This window comes from Raoultella sp. T31, from assembly GCF_002806725.1.
Classification (GTDB): domain Bacteria; phylum Pseudomonadota; class Gammaproteobacteria; order Enterobacterales; family Enterobacteriaceae; genus Klebsiella; species Klebsiella electrica.
The window spans coordinates 1-16608 of sequence record NZ_PIBO01000028.1 but is presented as its reverse complement, the minus strand read 5'-3'; the positions used below and the strand labels follow the sequence as shown (position 1 = coordinate 16608).

The following is a 16608-nucleotide window of genomic DNA, read 5'->3' as shown; positions in this document are numbered from 1 at the left end:
AGGGCTCTGAACATGGCTATGGTACAACCCAAATCTCAGAAGCTGCGTTTATTCACCACGCACCTCCTGCTGCAGGTTTTCATCGCGGCGATCATGTTCCCGCTGCTGATGGTGATTGCTATCTCGCTGCGCGAGGGTAACTTCGCCACCGGCAGCCTGATCCCGGACCGGATCTCCTGGGAGCACTGGCGGCTGGCGCTGGGCTTCAGCGTCGAGCATGCGGATGGCCGCGTCACCCCGCCACCTTTCCCGGTGCTGCTGTGGCTGTGGAACTCGGTGAAAGTGGCCGGGATCACCGCCATCGGTATCGTGGCGCTCTCCACGACCTGCGCCTACGCCTTCGCCCGTATGCGCTTCCCGGGCAAAGCGACCCTGCTGAAGGGGATGCTGATTTTCCAGATGTTCCCGGCGGTGCTGTCGCTGGTGGCGTTATACGCCTTGTTTGACCGCCTCGGCCAGTATTTGCCGTTTGTCGGCCTGAATACTCACGGCGGTGTCATCTTCGCCTATATGGGCGGGATTGCGCTGCACGTCTGGACGATTAAGGGCTACTTCGAAACCATCGACGGCTCGCTGGAAGAAGCGGCGGCGCTGGATGGCGCGACGCCGTGGCAGGCCTTCCGTCTGGTCCTGCTGCCGCTGTCGGTACCGATTCTGGCGGTGGTGTTTATTCTGTCGTTCATTGCCGCGATTACCGAAGTGCCGGTGGCCTCGCTGCTGCTGCGCGATGTGAACAGCTATACCCTGGCCGTCGGTATGCAACAGTATCTCAACCCGCAGAACTACCTGTGGGGCGACTTTGCCGCTGCGGCGGTGCTCTCCGCCATTCCGATTACGGTTGTCTTCCTGCTGGCCCAGCGCTGGCTGGTTAACGGCCTGACGGCAGGCGGGGTGAAAGGTTAAGTTTCATCGTTATACCCGCCCCAAATTTCAGCGCAGGGACGGTGCTTTAGGTGCTGTACACGAACCCCAACCGGGTACGGCAACTACCGCCCTCAGTTGAAAAAGTAAGGCAAATGCCACTGCTATCCTCAACTGGACCCTACATAAATTAAGTTTTGTGACTGTTGGTCAGCGGCCTCTGGAGGCCGCTTTTTTTATTCGCGTTTCAGCCGGTTGGAGTTACACAGCCACAGCGTAATCACCAGAATCAGGATCGCTGCCGAATAGATAAGTACCGCCATGGGCGATTCGTGATCGACAATAATCAGGCGCACAATCGCCGTAATGCCGATATAGACAAAATAGCGCAGCGGGAAGTGAAAGCCCGACTCAAAGTACTTCACAATCAGCGCGATAAATTCGAAATAGAGAAAATAGACCACCAGCCCTTCGACCAGCTTGTACTTACTGACCGGTTCCGGAGTAAACAGGACATGCGCCAGATGGAATGTCTCTTTCCCCAGGAAAACCACCAGGATTATCCCGAGGCACAACAGCGCCAGATTCAAAACCGCCTGCATGGCGGTCGCCACAAAATTGACCAACGGACGATAGACCGGCGGCATAGGTACACCTCTTATCTTCATTATTCCTGCCGATCTGTATAACGCAAAAATGTGATACAGATCGATATTTTTCGTTAACTTTTTGCGTCTGTTGCGTCAAATGTAACAATCACTTGCCAGACTGGCGGGTTAAAAAGGAAACAGCAATGCTGACAATACGTACGGCGCACCGGGAAGACGCTCCCCTGCTGAGTGAAATGGGGAACGCCAGCTATCGTCACCACTTTACCCATCTCTGGCATAGCGCCAGTGAGCTGGCGCTCTTTCTCCAGCAGGAGTACTCCCTGCCCGCGCTTCAGCGCAGCCTCGCCGATGAGCGCAGCTGCTGGCTGATTGCCGAAGACCAGCATCCTGTCGGCTTCGCGAAATACAGCTGCCACCAGCCGATGGCGGCCGATGGCCCGCACGGCACGTTGCTGCATAAGCTCTATTTACTGCCTGCTGAAACAGGGCATGGCTACGGTGAGCAGATTTTTAGCGCCGTTGCGGCGCGGGCAAAGGCGGCGGGCGATGACTGGCTGTGGCTAGAAGTCCTCGCCAGCAATCCTGGCGCCAGGCGTTTTTATGAGCGTTCAGGTATGCAATATGTGAAAGACAGCCTGTTCCGCTCCGCAACCCAGATGAGCACACTACATATTCTGGCCAAACCTATCTGAGGGACGCTATGCACACTCTTCGTGAAACCGGCATCCGTAACGTCGCCAGCGGCGAGAACGTGGTGATTTATCAGCCTGCCAATCTCTATGACTGCACGCTTGGCGATAACGTTTTCGTCGGGCCATTCGTCGAAATTCAGGGCAATACGCGCATCGGCGCCGACAGTAAAATCCAGTCCCATACCTTTATCTGCGAGTATGTCACGATCGGCGAACGTTGCTTTATCGGCCACGGCGTGATGTTTGCCAACGATATGTTTCGCGAGGGGCGTCCCGATGACAACCGGGAAAACTGGGGGCGAATTACCATCGGGAACGATGTCTCTATCGGCAGCGGCGCGGCCATTCTGGCGGTCAGCATCTGCGATGGCGCGGTGATTGGCGCAGGGAGCGTGGTCACGAAATCGATAACAGAAAAAGGCGTGTGGGCAGGAAACCCGGCGAAACTACTGCGGCGGCTATAAGCAAAAATGCCGACCCGGAAGGTCGGCATTGAGATCGGTTCGCGGTTATGCCCGGATATTTGCCGGGCGGCGGCTGACGCCTTGCACGGCCTACAAAACACGGCCCCTAGACCCATGCAAGCGACGCGCCGGGATGATGACGCCTTGCATGACCAGCAACACACACTCCGTAGGCCCGCGCAAGCAACGCGCCGCCGGGCGAACGCACAAAAGCACATAGCCTGAATACCGATCGCCCTGACCGGTATTCAGGCACCCGCGACTTATGCGCGCCAGGCTTTGTAACGGTTGATCAGGCCGTTCGTCGAGCTGTCGTGGCTGCTGATTTCTGCACCATCTTTCAGCTCTGGCAGAATGCGGTTTGCCAGCTGTTTGCCTAACTCAACGCCCCACTGGTCGAAGGTGAAGATGTTGAGGATCGCGCCCTGAGTGAAGATCTTATGCTCATACAGAGCAATCAGCGCGCCCAGGCTGAACGGGGTGATTTCGCGCAGCAGGATGGAGTTGGTTGGGCGGTTGCCTTCGAACACTTTGAACGGCACCACGTGATCCAGGGTTGCCGGATCTTTACCCTGGTCACGATATTCCTGCTCAACCACTTCGCGGGATTTACCGAACGCCAGCGCCTCGGTCTGTGCAAAGAAGTTAGACAGCAGCTTCGGATGGTGATCGGAGAGCGGGTTATGAGTAATAGCCGGGGCGATAAAATCGCACGGTACCATCTTAGTGCCCTGGTGGATCAGCTGGTAGAACGCGTGCTGACCGTTGGTACCCGGTTCACCCCAGATGATCGGGCCGGTCTGGTAATCCACGGCGTTGCCGTTACGGTCAACGTATTTGCCGTTAGATTCCATGTTGCCCTGCTGGAAGTAGGCCGCAAAGCGGTGCATGTACTGGTCATACGGCAGAATGGCTTCGGTTTCCGCGCCGAAGAAGTTGTTGTACCAGATACCGATCAGCGCCAGCAGCACCGGCAGGTTTTTCTCTGCCGCAGTGGTGGAGAAGTGTTTGTCCATCGCATGCGCGCCGGAGAGTAGCTCAACAAAGTTGTCGAAGCCCACGGACAGGATGATCGACAGACCAATCGCTGACCACAGCGAGTAGCGACCGCCAACCCAGTCCCAGAACTCGAACATGTTAGCGGTGTCGATGCCGAACTCACCCACCGCTTTGCCGTTGGTGGAGAGCGCCGCGAAGTGCTTCGCCACGTGTTTTTCGTCACCGGCGGTGCTCAGGAACCAGTCGCGCGCGCTGTGGGCGTTGGTCATGGTTTCCTGGGTGGTAAAGGTTTTAGAGGCGACCAGGAACAGCGTGGTTTCCGGGTTTACGCCCTTCAGCACTTCGGCGATATGGGTGCCGTCGACGTTAGAGACAAAGTGCATATTAAGGTGGTTTTTATACGGACGCAGCGCTTCGGTCACCATGAACGGGCCGAGGTCAGAGCCGCCGATACCGATATTCACGACGTCGGTAATCGCTTTACCGGTATAGCCTTTCCAGCTGCCGGAGATGATCGCTTCAGAGAAATGCTTCATCTTTTCGAGAACAGCATTCACTTCTGGCATCACATCTTTGCCATCAACAATAATCGGGGTATTGCTACGGTTGCGCAGAGCAACATGCAGAACCGCGCGATCTTCAGTGCGGTTGATCTTCTCACCGGAGAACATGGACTTGATAGCCGCTGCCAGATCGGTCTCTTTCGCCAGAGCCTGCAGTTTAGCCAGCGTCTCTTCGGTAATGCGGTTTTTTGAAAAATCCACCAGCATCAGATCGTCGAACGTTGCGGAAAACTTAGAAAAACGGTCGCTGTCTTGCGCAAAAAGCTCGCTGATAGTGACATCTTTCATTTCATCAAAGTGTTTCTGTAATGCCTGCCAGGCAGAGGTCTGCGTTGGGTTGATGTTTTTCATTAGCAATACTCTTCTGATTTGAGAATTGTGACTGCGGTCGATTGTAGCGCCGGCGGCAAAAAATTGTGATGATTTTTATGTCATGCCTATGACACGCGTCAGGAACAGGGTCAGATCGGAGCAAAAAGCCTCTACGAGTATAGTCATCATAAGGCTTTTTTCTGTTAATCCCCCGAGCATGAAAAATCCGCATAACCGCAGCGTTGACATACCCGCTCCGAAGCCTTTATATAACTGCACTTGTATTGCTCGCGCATTTCACGCTACAGCGAAAGGGTATTGCTGGGATAATCACCAGCGCCTCAGGCAAAGTGAAAGACGTCGGTAATTGCCAGAAGAGGTGCGTTGCCCAGGTAACCGTATTGGAGGAACCAGTCCGGCGAAAATACGTGAGGGGGAGCAACGCCGAGGTGATAAAGCGTCTGGTACGCACATCACCGGCCACAGGGGCTGAATCCCCTGGGTTGTCACCAGAAACGTTCGCAGTCGGGCGTTTCATACCCAGGAACTGACGCAAGGCGTCGGGGAGCGGGTCTACAAGGTGGAGCACTTCTGGGTGACATCGTAGCTGTTTATTGCTCTGCGCCCACCCTGTTTTTCGCTCTTCCCTTGTGCCATGGCTGAATAATTTGGCCTGGCTTATTAAGACATTTTATTACTGTAAGCTGGTGTCCAGCCCCACTCAGGAATCGTTTTAATAAGTCAGGCCCTCCTGACACGAGGTTGTTATGACAGATTTAGTTGTAGCCAAATTCGGCGGCACCAGCGTTGCCGATTTCGATGCCATGAATCGCAGCGTGGATGTTGCGCGACTTGATGAGAACACGCGCGTCGTGGTGTTATCGGCCTCTGCGGGTGTGACCAATCTTCTGGTTGCTTTGGCTGAAGGGCTGGAACCCGCTGAGCGTTTTGAAAAGCTCGAATCACTGCGCCAGATTCAATTCAATATCCTGGAGCGCCTGCGCTATCCCAACGTGATTCGCGAAGAGATCGAGCGCCTGCTGGAAAATATCACCACCCTGGCAGAAGCCGCTGCGCTGGCAAGTTCCGCGGCGCTGACCGACGAACTGGTCAGCCATGGCGAACTGATGTCCACCCTGCTGTTTGTCGAAATTCTCCGCGAGCGCGGTATCGCGTCACAGTGGTTCGATGTGCGTAAAATTATGCGCACCAGCGATCGCTTCGGCCGCGCCGAGCCGGACATTGCCGCACTCGCCGAGCTGACGCAGCTGCAGCTGACTCCGCGCCTGGCTGAAGGTCTGGTGGTCACTCAGGGCTTTATCGGCAGCGAAGCCAAAGGTCGTACCACTACGCTGGGCCGCGGCGGCAGCGACTATACCGCCGCTCTGCTGGGCGAAGCCTTGAACGCCAGCCGTGTCGATATCTGGACCGATGTCCCGGGGATCTACACCACCGACCCGCGCGTCGCGCCGGCGGCAAAACGTATCGATGTCATCGCCTTTGCCGAGGCGGCCGAAATGGCCACCTTTGGCGCCAAAGTGCTTCATCCGGCCACCCTGCTGCCCGCCGTACGTAGCGATATTCCGGTCTTCGTCGGCTCCAGCAAAGAACCCACCGCCGGCGGAACGCTGGTGTGCAATAAAACCGAAAATCCGCCGCTGTTCCGCGCGCTGGCCCTGCGCCGTCGCCAGACGCTGCTGACGCTGCATAGCCTGAATATGCTGCACTCGCGCGGCTTCCTCGCGGAAGTGTTCGGCATCCTCGCGCGGCACAATATCTCCGTGGATCTGATAACCACATCCGAAGTCAGCGTTGCGTTGACCATGGATACCACCGGTTCGACCTCCGCCACCGATACACTGCTGACCCAGGCGCTGTTGACCGAGCTCTCTTCCCTGTGCCGCGTAGAAGTGGAGCAGGATCTGGCGCTGGTGGCGTTAATCGGTAACGAATTGTCGCGCGCCTGTGGCGTGGGCAAAGAAGTTTTCGGCGTCCTGGAGCCGTTCAATATTCGTATGATTTGCTACGGCGCCTCCAGCCACAACCTCTGCTTCCTGGTACCCGGCGCGGATGCCGAGAAAGTCGTGCAGAAATTGCATCATAATTTGTTTGAATAATATTTCTTCACGCGATAAATATTACCTATAGCCGGGCTCGAACCCGGCTTTTTTATAACTATATCAACACAACACCCCTCTATCGTGCGGACGGCTGGCCGGTGAACGCTCCTTGATGCACGGCAGACAACGTGTCCGGGAAAACAGGCACCGCCTGCGCTGGCATAGTCCGAAAGATGAGGCGTTAATCGCAAGGAAAACAACATGCTCGCTATTCTGACGAGGCTGTTCCCGTTATGGGCGCTGCTGCTCTCTGTTCTGGCTTATTACACCCCGTCGACCTTTACCCCCGTCGGGCCATGGGTGACCACGCTGCTGATGCTCATCATGTTCGGAATGGGGGTGCATCTGAAACTGGACGACTTTAAGCGCGTGCTGTCGCGCCCGGCGCCGGTGGCCGCAGGTATTTTTCTTCACTATCTGGTGATGCCCCTCGCCGCCTGGGCGCTGGCGCTGCTGTTCCATATGCCGCCCGAGCTTTCCGCCGGTATGGTGCTGGTCGGGAGCGTCGCCAGCGGGACCGCATCGAACGTGATGATCTATCTCGCAAAAGGCGATGTGGCGCTGTCTGTCACCATCTCATCGGTTTCTACGCTGGTCGGCGTGGTGGCGACGCCGCTGCTGACGCGACTGTATGTGGATGCGCACATTCAGGTCGATGTCATGGGGATGCTGCTCAGCATCCTGCAGATCGTGGTGATCCCGATTGCGCTGGGACTGGTGATTCACCATACGCTGCCCAAAGTGGTGAAAGCGGTTGAGCCTTTTCTGCCTGCCTTCTCGATGATCTGCATCCTGGCGATCATCAGCGCCGTCGTCGCTGGTTCTGCCTCGCATATCGCTTCGGTGGGCCTGGTGGTCATTGTCGCGGTGATCCTGCATAACGCCATCGGTCTGCTCGGCGGCTACTGGGGCGGGCGGCTGTTTGGCTTTGACGAGTCAACCTGTCGGACGCTGGCGATTGAAGTGGGGATGCAAAACTCCGGTCTTGCCGCTGCGCTGGGGAAAATCTACTTCGGCCCGCTCGCCGCGCTGCCCGGCGCGCTGTTTTCAGTCTGGCACAACCTGTCCGGTTCGCTGCTGGCGGGCTACTGGTCGGGAAAACCTACCGCCAAAAACGAGAACACACGCTGATATTCCGTCGCCCGGGCCAACGGCCCGGGTATTTTCCCGTCTGCGCCCTCTTCTACGAGGCTAACGCGCTGTCCGTCGGCCCGCGATTACCGTACACTGGGTTATCCGGCAGACTGAGGGCACCACTATGGCACTTCCCCGCATTACGCAAAAAGAGATGACAGAGCGCGAGCAACGCGAACTCAAAACGCTGCTTGACCGGGCCCGGATTGCGCACGGTCGAGCGCTGACCAACGCCGAGACCAACGCCGTCAAGAAAGAGTACATCGACAAGCTGATGGCGCTGCGTGAAGCCGACGCGAAAAAGGCCCGCCAGTTAAAGAAAAAGCAGGCCTACAAACCCGATAGCGAAGCCTCATTTTCGTGGTCGGCGAGCACGCCAACGCGCGGCAGGCGTTAACGCCCTTTCTTTTTCCGCCCCGGCTGAGTAAAACGTTTTCCGTTAGACGCCGGGCGTCCTTTCTCGTTTTTCTCATTGCTCTTTTCAACCTTCACCACCGGACGCTTGATCCCGGCGGTTTTCGGTTTGGCTTTCGCCTTCGGTTTAGCCTCAGAGGACGAATTCTCAATCAGCTTAAACAGCGCCACCAGCTCATCATCCGTCAGGTCGCGCCACTCACCGAGCGGCAATCCCGACAGCCCGACGTTCATGATGCGCGTCCGTTCAAGCTTCGTGACCTCATAGCCAAAGTGCTCACACATCCGGCGAATCTGCCGGTTCAGGCCCTGAACCAGGGTAATGCGGAACACCAACGGCGCTTCCTTCCTGACTTTGCACTTCTTCGTTACCGTACCGAGAATCGGTACCCCGGCCCCCATGCCGCGGATAAACTCGTCGGTCACCGGCTTGTCCACCGTCACCAGATACTCTTTTTCGTGATCGTTGCCGGCACGCAGGATCTTATTCACCAGATCGCCGTGGTTGGTCAGAAAGATCAGCCCCTGAGAGTCTTTGTCCAGTCGACCAATCGGGAAGACGCGCTTGCTGTGGTTAACGAAATCCACAATGTTATCGCGCTCGCTGTCTTCCGTTGTGCTGACAATACCGACCGGTTTATTCAGGGCGATGAACACCAGATCTTCGGCCTCGCGCGGTTCGATCAATTGACCGTTGACCTTCACGACATCGCCAGGATTGACCTGATCGCCAATGGCCGCGCGCTTGCCATTGATAAAAACATTGCCTTGTTCAATGTAGCGATCGGCTTCGCGACGCGAGCAAATTCCGCTTTCACTGATGTATTTATTGAGTCGGGTTGATGAGTCTGGCAGCATAAATTCTCCTGTAAAAGCGAAATATACCTCAGGCCGCGGACAATCAAAAATAATCGCGTTGCTCCGGCTAGCCGCTAAATGTGATCCGTCACACCTTTCTCCACAAAAGTGTTCCCCCCTGTCCCGTGCAATTCTGTCCGGCGAAAATAAGCAGAATCAAACCATTAGCTCAACCTGCACAAACGTGCCATCTCCAGGCAGGTCAGCAATCAAATGTGCAAAACAAACCGCCACCTTATAGTGATGAAATAGCGGAAAATTGCTTTGTCGCCGGCGATGGTTGGGGTTATATCAGATCAAGTGAGCAAGAATGTCGTTTGCACAAATGTGCAGGAGTTCCACGATGGCGATCGAAAATAGCGATGATATCCGCTTAATAGTCAAAGTTGCCCAGCTCTACTATGAGCAGGACATGACCCAGGCGCAGATTGCCCGCGAGCTGGGTATTTACCGCACCACCATCAGCCGCCTGCTGAAACGCGGTCGCGAGCAGGGTATCGTCACCATCGCCATCAACTACGACTACAACGAAAATCTGTGGCTGGAACAGCAGCTGAAAGAAAAATTCGGTCTCAAAGAGGCGGTGGTGGCTTCCTGCGAATCATCGCAGGAAGAGGAGCAGTTGAGCACTATCGGACAGCATGGCGCTCAGTTGATCGACCGCCTGCTTGAGCCTGGCGATATTATCGGCTTTTCCTGGGGACGGGCGGTCCGTGCGCTGGTCGAAACGCTCCCGCAGGCCAGCCAGTCGCGGCAGGTGATTTGCGTACCGATTATCGGCGGCCCCTCGGGCAAGCTGGAGAGCCGGTATCATGTGAACACGCTGACCTACGGCGCCGCTGCGCGGCTGAAAGCCGAATCGCATCTTGCTGACTTCCCGGCGTTGCTGGAAAACACCTTGATTCGCAACGGTATTATGCAGTCCCGGCATTTTAAAACGATTTCATCCTACTGGGAGAATCTCGATGTCGCGCTGGTGGGCATCGGTTCCCCGGCAATTCGCGATGGCGCCAACTGGCATGCGTTTTATGGTAGCGAAGAGAGCGATGATCTCAACGCGCGGCACGTCGCCGGCGATATTTGTTCACGCTTTTATGATATCAACGGTATCGCCGTTGAAACCAATATGAATGAAAAGACACTCTCCATCGATATTGCCCGATTAAAACAGGTACGTTATTCCGTAGGTATCGCCATCGGTGAAGAAAAATATAGCGGTATTATCGGCGCATTGCGCGGCGGTTATATTAACTGCCTGGTGACAAATCGAGAAACCGCAGAGCTGTTACTGAAATAAAAGACGTTCCCCCTTTGACGCAGTTTGCTCTGCGTGGGATCCCTTTACCTGAAAATGAGATGACGATTATGCAAACATGGCTAAATCTGCAAGATAAAATCATTATTGTTACCGGCGGCGCTTCTGGAATTGGCCTGGCCATTGTTGATGAATTATTAAGTCTCGGCGCCAATGTCCACATGACCGATATTCACGGTGGCGATAAGCATCGCCAGACTGACCATTACAGATTCTGGCCAACGGATATTTCCAGCGCCAGCGAGGTGAATCACACTGTCGAGCAAATTATTCAACAATACGGTCGTATCGATGGTCTGGTAAATAATGCCGGAGTGAATTTCCCGCGTCTCCTCGTCGATGAGAAAGCCCCGGCAGGACGCTACGAACTCAATGAAGCCTCTTTTGAAAAGATGGTGAACATCAACCAAAAAGGGGTCTTTTTGATGTCGCAGGCGGTGGCCCGACAGATGGTGAAACAGCGCGCAGGGGTCATTGTTAACGTCTCGTCGGAAAGCGGACTGGAAGGCTCTGAAGGTCAGAGCTGCTATGCCGCAACCAAGGCCGCACTGAATAGCTTCACGCGTTCATGGTCCAAAGAGCTGGGGAAACACGGTATCCGCGTCGTGGGCGTGGCGCCAGGCATCCTCGAAAAAACCGGGTTGCGCACGCCAGAATACGAAGAAGCACTGGCCTGGACGCGCAACATCACCGTCGAGCAACTGCGCACGGGCTATAGCAAAAATGCGATTCCGATTGGTCGCTCCGGCCGTCTGAGCGAAGTGGCCGACTATGTCTGCTATCTGCTGTCAGAGCGGGCAAGCTACATAACCGGAGTAACCACTAACATCGCCGGCGGTAAAACCCGCGGATAAGGAGTAGATATGGTGAATGTGATTTTCTGCGCCCACGGTCAATTGGCCTGCGCCATGCTGGATTCGGTGCGGATGGTCTATGGTGACGTGCAGGCCAGCGCCGTGGCATTTATGCCCGGCGAAAACGCCAGCGACATCGCCACCAGGCTGGATGAGTTAGTAAGCACTCACAATGACAGTGAGTGGCTGATCGCCGTCGATTTACAGTGCGGCAGCCCGTGGAATGCCGCTGCCGGACTGGCGATGAAAAACCCGCGGCTGCGGGTCATCAGCGGCCTCTCATTACCGCTGGCGCTGGAACTGGTGGATAACCAGCAGACCCTGACCGCAGACGCCCTGTGTGCACATCTGACGACCATCGCCAGCCAGTGCTGCGTGGTCTGGCGACAGCCGGAAACCATTGAGGAGGATTTTTGATGAATATTACGCTTGCCCGTATTGATGACCGCCTGATCCATGGCCAGGTGACTACCGTATGGTCAAAAGTCGCCAACGCTCAGCGCATTATTATCTGCAACGATGACGCTTATAACGACGAGGTGCGGCGGACTTTACTCCGCCAGGCCGCGCCTCCGGGCATGAAGGTCAATGTTGTTAACCTCGAAAAAGCGGTCGCTGTTTATCACAACCCGCAATATCAGAACGAGACCGTGTTTTATTTATTTACCAATCCCCAGGATGTTTTAACGATGGTCAGGCAAGGGGTCAATATTGCCACTTTAAATATTGGTGGCATGGCCTGGCGACCGGGTAAAAAACAATTAACCAAGGCGGTATCTTTAGACGATGAAGATATTCATGCGTTTCGTCAACTGGATAAACTGGGCGTTAACCTGGATTTACGCGTGGTGGCGTCAGATCCATCCATCAATATTCTCGACAAAATAAACCAGCACTCTTTTACAGAATAAAACAGCGCCTGTATTTTGCACATCGTTATTCTGAGTGGTACACCCTGGAGATAGACTTAGCACAATACCTTGTGACAAGTTTAAAAATATAAAACCCATGCCATGACCGTCAGAGTAAGACCGTGTTAATGCCGTAACAGGCAGGGATTTGCATACCCTCAAGGTGACATATTATGGAAATCAGTACCCTACAAATAATCGCCATATTTCTTTTTTCCTGTATTGCCGGGATGGGCAGCGTGCTGGATGAATTTCAGACGCACCGCCCGTTAATTGCCTGCACGGTCATCGGCTTAATTCTCGGTGATTTAAAAACCGGGATTATGCTCGGCGGCACGCTGGAGCTGATCGCGCTCGGCTGGATGAACGTCGGCGCCGCGCAATCGCCGGATTCGGCGCTGGCCAGCATCATCTCCGCGATTCTGGTTATCGTCGGCCATCAAAGCATCGCCACCGGGATCGCCATCGCGCTACCGGTGGCCGCGGCAGGTCAGGTACTCACCGTTTTCGCCCGCACCATCACGGTGGTGTTTCAACACGCAGCGGACAAGGCGGCAGAAGAGGCGCGTTTTCGCACTATCGACATGCTGCATATCTCGGCGCTGGGCGTACAGGCGCTCCGCGTCGCGATTCCGGCTCTGGTGGTCTCGCTGTTTGTCAGCGCTGACATGGTCAGCAGCATGCTGAGCGCCATCCCGGAATTTGTCACCCGCGGCCTGCAAATCGCCGGCGGTTTTATTGTGGTGGTGGGCTACGCCATGGTGCTGCGCATGATGGGCGTCAAATACCTGATGCCGTTCTTTTTCCTCGGTTTTCTGGCGGGAGGCTATCTCGATTTCAGCCTGCTGGCCTTCGGCGGCGTGGGGGTCATTATCGCGCTGATTTATATCCAGCTGAACCCGCAATGGCGCAAGGCCGAGCCCCGGCAGGCGACCGCCTCCTCCACCGCCCTTGACCAACTTGACGACTGATGGAGCCCGTTATGGAACCGAAAAAACTCACCCAAGGCGACCTGGTTAACATCTTTCTGCGCTCCAACCTACAGCAGGCCTCCTTCAACTTCGAACGTATTCATGGTCTCGGCTTTTGCTACGACATGATCCCGGCGATCAAGCGTCTCTATCCGCTAAAAGAGGATCAGGTGGCGGCGCTAAAACGCCATCTGGTGTTCTTCAACACCACTCCCGCCGTCTGCGGCCCGGTGCTGGGCGTCACCGCGGCGATGGAAGAAGCGCGGGCCAACGGCGCGGCCATCGACGATGGGGCGATCAACGGCATCAAAGTTGGCCTGATGGGGCCGCTGGCCGGGGTCGGCGATCCGCTGGTCTGGGGCACCTTACGCCCGATTACCGCGGCGCTCGGCGCGTCGCTGGCGCTGTCGGGGAACGTTCTTGGGCCACTTCTCTTTTTCTTTATTTTCAATGCAGTACGTCTGGCAATGAAATGGTACGGCCTGCAGCTCGGCTTCCGTAAGGGGGTCAATATCGTCAGCGATATGGGCGGCAACCTGCTGCAAAAACTGACCGAAGGGGCCTCTATTTTAGGTCTGTTCGTGATGGGCGTGCTGGTCACCAAGTGGACCTCCATCCACGTGCCGTTGGTGGTGTCGCAAACGCCAGGGGCCGACGGCACCACCGTCACCATGACCGTACAAAACATCCTCGACCAGCTTTGTCCCGGCCTGCTGGCGCTGGGCCTGACGCTGCTGATGGTGCGCCTGCTCAATAAAAAAGTTAACCCGGTATGGCTGATCTTTGCCCTGTTCGGGCTGGGGATTATCGGTAACGCGCTGGGCTTCTTGTCCTGATTATTCGGCCCCGGCCGCGCCGGGGTCACTTCAATAAGCTAACCCCGCAGTCAAAGGGGATGAGGTGGTAAACATGAAAACAACGGCTCTACGCCTTTACGGTAAACGCGACCTGCGTCTGGAAACCTTTGAACTCCCGGAAATGCAGGATGACGAGATCCTCGCCCGCGTGGTCACCGACAGCCTGTGCCTCTCTTCCTGGAAGGAGGCCAACCAGGGGGAAAACCATAAAAAGGTGCCGGACGACGTGGCGGTGAATCCGATTATCATCGGCCATGAATTCTGCGGCGAAATCCTCGCGGTCGGCAAAAAGTGGCAGCATAAATTCCAGGCCGGCCAGCGCTACGTCATTCAGGCCAACCTGCAGCTGCCGGATCGCCCCGATTGCCCCGGCTACTCCTTCCCGTGGATCGGTGGCGAAGCGACTCACGTGGTGATCCCGGATGAGGTCATGACGCAAGATTGTCTGCTCACCTGGGAAGGCGATACCTGGTTTGAAGGCTCGCTGGTCGAACCGCTCTCCTGCGTGATCGGTGCATTCAACGCCAACTATCATCTGCAGGAAGGGAGCTATAACCATGTGATGGGCATCCGGCCTCAGGGCCGCACGCTGATCCTCGGCGGTACCGGCCCAATGGGGCTGCTGGCTATCGACTATGCGCTGCATGGACCGGTGAACCCTTCTCTGCTGGTCGTGACCGACACCAATAAGCCGAAGCTGAGCTACGCCCGTCAGCATTATCCGTCAGAGCCGCAAACGTTGATCCATTACCTCGACGGCCACGATGCCGGACGCGAAACGCTGATGGCGCTGACCGGCGGCCACGGCTTCGATGATATTTTTGTGTTCGTGCCGAATGAGCAGCTGATTACCATGGCGTCTTCGCTGCTGGCCGCGGACGGCTGTCTGAACTTCTTTGCCGGTCCGCAGGATAAGCAGTTCAGCGCGCCGATAAACTTTTACGATGTGCATTATGCCTTTACACATTACGTCGGGACTTCCGGCGGCAATACTGACGATATGCGGGCCGCCGTCGCGCTGATGCAGGAGAAAAAAGTCCAGGCGGCGAAAGTGGTGACCCATATTCTCGGGCTGAATGCGGCGGGCGAAACCACCCTCGATTTGCCGGCCGTCGGCGGCGGTAAAAAGCTGGTGTATACCGAAAAATCGCTGCCCTTGACCCCTCTTGGCGCCATTGCCGACCCTGAGCTGGCGGCAATTATAGCCCGTCATCATGGGATCTGGTCCGCTGAAGCGGAACAGTATCTGCTGACCCACGCACAGGACATAACTCATGATTAATCGCGAAACACAGCTCTGCATGTCGCTGGCCAGTCGCCCAGGCAACTTCGGTACCCGTTTTCACAACTATCTGTATGGGAAGCTGGGACTGAATTTCATCTATAAAGCTTTTACCACGCAGGATATCGCCGCGGCGGTAGGAGGGGTACGGGCGCTGGGCATTCGCGGTTGCGCAGTCTCAATGCCGTTTAAAGAGAGCTGTATGCCTTTCCTTGACGCCATTGATCCTTCAGCCAGGGTGATTGATTCGGTCAATACCATCGTTAACGACCACGGCAGGCTGACCGGGCTCAATACTGACTATATTGCGGTGAAGAGCCTGATCGACCGCCACCAGCTGGATACTCATGCCAGCGTGATGATTCAGGGCAGCGGCGGCATGGGTAAAGCGGTTATTGCCGCCTTTCGCGACGCTGGCTTTCGCGAGGTGGTGATCGCCGCCCGCAATCGTGATAGCGGCCTGGCGCTGGCGAAACAGTACGGTTTTCAGTGGCAGCCGCACCCTGAAGGAATCCAGGCCGATATTCTGGTTAACGTCACGCCGCTCGGCATGGCCGGCGGTACGCAAAGCGATACCCTGGCGTTCAGTCAGCCGATGGTTGAGCAGGCTCAGGTGGTGTTTGACGTGGTGGCCCTGCCGCCGGAAACCCCGCTGATTCGTCTGGCGCAGGCGCTGGATAAGCAGATTATCAGCGGTGCGGAGGTGATTGCGCTACAGGCGGTGGAACAATTCGTACTTTATACCGGCGTACGTCCGGATGCCGATCTGGTCAACGAGGCGGCGGCATTTGCGCGAGCAGGGTAAGTCTGGGCGCCAGGGAGGGCGCACTTCCTGCAATTTGTGACTCCGGTTGCATACTCTTGTCTCCCCTTAACCGCTCCCCTCTTCTTACTCGTCACCGCGGCTAAGAGGCCCGGTGTCGCCCGCTGCCTTGCCATATCGTGGGCCATATCAGCGGCCTGTGGGCAACCGGTGGTAGGATCGCCTGCGACGCTATCACCTGGCTAAAAGCCCGGTGAAGCGTAGCGGTAGTCCGGTTAAGCGTAACGGTAGCCCGGCTAAGCGTAGCGCGAGCCGGGGGGCAGGCCACCGTTTCTGAACCCCGACCACTCTTTTCCCGGAGGCGGTGCTGCGCACCTGTCCGGGCTACCCGTCCGCAGACGACGATGGACCGTCGCCCGGAGAAGCGCAACGGTAGCCCGGTTAAGCGCAGCGGTAGCCCGATGAAGCACAACGGTAGTCCGGTTAAGCACAGCGGTAGCCCGGCTAAGCGTAGCGCGAGCCGGGGGCAGGCCACCGTTTCTGAACCCCGACCACTCTTTTCCCGGAGGCGGTGCTGCGCACCTGTCCGGGCTACCCGTCCGCAGACGACGATGGACCGTCGCCCGG

General features: G+C 56.4%; 18 protein-coding genes and 1 riboswitch. Of the genes, 15 read left to right on the top strand and 3 right to left on the bottom strand.

The genetic code is table 11. From position 1 onward, the window contains the following. Positions 1-12 precede the first annotated feature (12 nt). The gene (gene malG, locus CWM52_RS17640) at positions 13-903 is read left to right on the top strand and encodes a maltose ABC transporter permease MalG (protein ID WP_100685292.1); all 891 of its coding nucleotides are present in this window, start codon (positions 13-15) and stop codon (positions 901-903) included. A 194-nt stretch (positions 904-1097) separates the two neighbouring features. Here malG and psiE read toward each other — a convergent pair whose 3' ends face one another. Further along, positions 1098-1508 (bottom strand): phosphate-starvation-inducible protein PsiE, encoded by a 411-nt coding sequence (gene psiE / locus CWM52_RS17635; protein ID WP_100685291.1) that lies wholly within the window; start codon positions 1506-1508, stop codon positions 1098-1100. A gap of 146 nt (positions 1509-1654) precedes the next feature. Between psiE and CWM52_RS17630 the strand changes: the two genes are divergently transcribed. After that, positions 1655-2164, top strand: a complete 510-nt coding sequence (locus CWM52_RS17630; RefSeq protein ID WP_100685290.1) for a GNAT family N-acetyltransferase — start codon at positions 1655-1657, stop codon at positions 2162-2164. Positions 2165-2172: 8 nt separating this feature from the next. Continuing rightward, the gene (locus CWM52_RS17625) at positions 2173-2628 is read left to right on the top strand and encodes an acyltransferase (protein ID WP_100685289.1); all 456 of its coding nucleotides are present in this window, start codon (positions 2173-2175) and stop codon (positions 2626-2628) included. A gap of 263 nt (positions 2629-2891) precedes the next feature. Here CWM52_RS17625 and pgi read toward each other — a convergent pair whose 3' ends face one another. Then, complete coding sequence (gene pgi / locus CWM52_RS17620; protein WP_100685288.1) at positions 2892-4541, bottom strand: glucose-6-phosphate isomerase; 1650 nt, start codon at positions 4539-4541, stop codon at positions 2892-2894. A 327-nt stretch (positions 4542-4868) separates the two neighbouring features. Then, positions 4869-5101: riboswitch (Lysine riboswitch) on the top strand. Between the two features lie 168 nt (positions 5102-5269). Between pgi and lysC the strand changes: the two genes are divergently transcribed. From lysC to CWM52_RS17600, 3 genes are all read left to right on the top strand, one after another. Continuing rightward, positions 5270-6619: a lysine-sensitive aspartokinase 3 gene (gene lysC, locus CWM52_RS17610; protein ID WP_100685287.1), complete on the top strand. Its 1350-nt coding sequence runs from the start codon at positions 5270-5272 to the stop codon at positions 6617-6619. Between the two features lie 204 nt (positions 6620-6823). Beyond that, positions 6824-7753 (top strand): ketopantoate/pantoate/pantothenate transporter PanS, encoded by a 930-nt coding sequence (gene panS, locus CWM52_RS17605; protein ID WP_100685286.1) that lies wholly within the window; start codon positions 6824-6826, stop codon positions 7751-7753. A gap of 127 nt (positions 7754-7880) precedes the next feature. Further along, on the top strand, positions 7881-8153 hold the full coding sequence (locus tag CWM52_RS17600) for a DUF3811 domain-containing protein (protein WP_100685285.1): 273 nt from the start codon (positions 7881-7883) through the stop codon (positions 8151-8153). Here the strand turns inward: CWM52_RS17600 and rluF are convergent. Beyond that, positions 8150-9028 (bottom strand): 23S rRNA pseudouridine(2604) synthase RluF, encoded by an 879-nt coding sequence (gene rluF, locus CWM52_RS17595; protein ID WP_100685284.1) that lies wholly within the window; start codon positions 9026-9028, stop codon positions 8150-8152. The genes CWM52_RS17600 and rluF overlap by 4 nt on opposite strands. A gap of 343 nt (positions 9029-9371) precedes the next feature. On the opposite strand from rluF, the gene CWM52_RS17590 reads away from it, so the two are divergent. The 9 genes from CWM52_RS17590 to CWM52_RS26525 all read left to right on the top strand — a co-directional run. Further along, the gene (locus tag CWM52_RS17590; protein ID WP_131049846.1) at positions 9372-10325 is read left to right on the top strand and encodes a sugar-binding transcriptional regulator; all 954 of its coding nucleotides are present in this window, start codon (positions 9372-9374) and stop codon (positions 10323-10325) included. A gap of 68 nt (positions 10326-10393) precedes the next feature. Then, a complete protein-coding gene (locus CWM52_RS17585; RefSeq protein WP_100685337.1) occupies positions 10394-11197 on the top strand; it encodes an SDR family oxidoreductase in 804 nt (267 codons plus the stop codon). Between the two features lie 9 nt (positions 11198-11206). After that, a complete protein-coding gene (locus tag CWM52_RS17580) occupies positions 11207-11614 on the top strand; it encodes a mannose/fructose/sorbose PTS transporter subunit IIA (protein ID WP_015585374.1) in 408 nt (135 codons plus the stop codon). Further along, positions 11614-12108 (top strand): mannose/fructose/sorbose PTS transporter subunit IIB, encoded by a 495-nt coding sequence (locus CWM52_RS17575; protein WP_100685283.1) that lies wholly within the window; start codon positions 11614-11616, stop codon positions 12106-12108. The genes CWM52_RS17580 and CWM52_RS17575 overlap by 1 nt, the downstream gene beginning before the upstream one ends. A 173-nt stretch (positions 12109-12281) precedes the next feature. Continuing rightward, on the top strand, positions 12282-13079 hold the full coding sequence (locus CWM52_RS17570) for a PTS mannose/fructose/sorbose transporter subunit IIC (protein WP_100685282.1): 798 nt from the start codon (positions 12282-12284) through the stop codon (positions 13077-13079). Between the two features lie 11 nt (positions 13080-13090). After that, positions 13091-13915, top strand: a complete 825-nt coding sequence (locus CWM52_RS17565) for a PTS system mannose/fructose/sorbose family transporter subunit IID (protein WP_100685281.1) — start codon at positions 13091-13093, stop codon at positions 13913-13915. A gap of 73 nt (positions 13916-13988) precedes the next feature. After that, a complete protein-coding gene (gene sorE / locus CWM52_RS17560; RefSeq protein ID WP_100685280.1) occupies positions 13989-15218 on the top strand; it encodes an L-sorbose 1-phosphate reductase in 1230 nt (409 codons plus the stop codon). Further along, positions 15211-16023, top strand: a complete 813-nt coding sequence (locus CWM52_RS17555) for a shikimate 5-dehydrogenase (RefSeq protein ID WP_100685279.1) — start codon at positions 15211-15213, stop codon at positions 16021-16023. Before sorE ends, CWM52_RS17555 begins: the two co-directional genes overlap by 8 nt. A gap of 362 nt (positions 16024-16385) precedes the next feature. After that, positions 16386-16608, top strand: a 223-nt coding sequence (locus CWM52_RS26525; RefSeq protein WP_206057723.1) for a hypothetical protein, incomplete at its 3' end; no start/stop codon positions are given.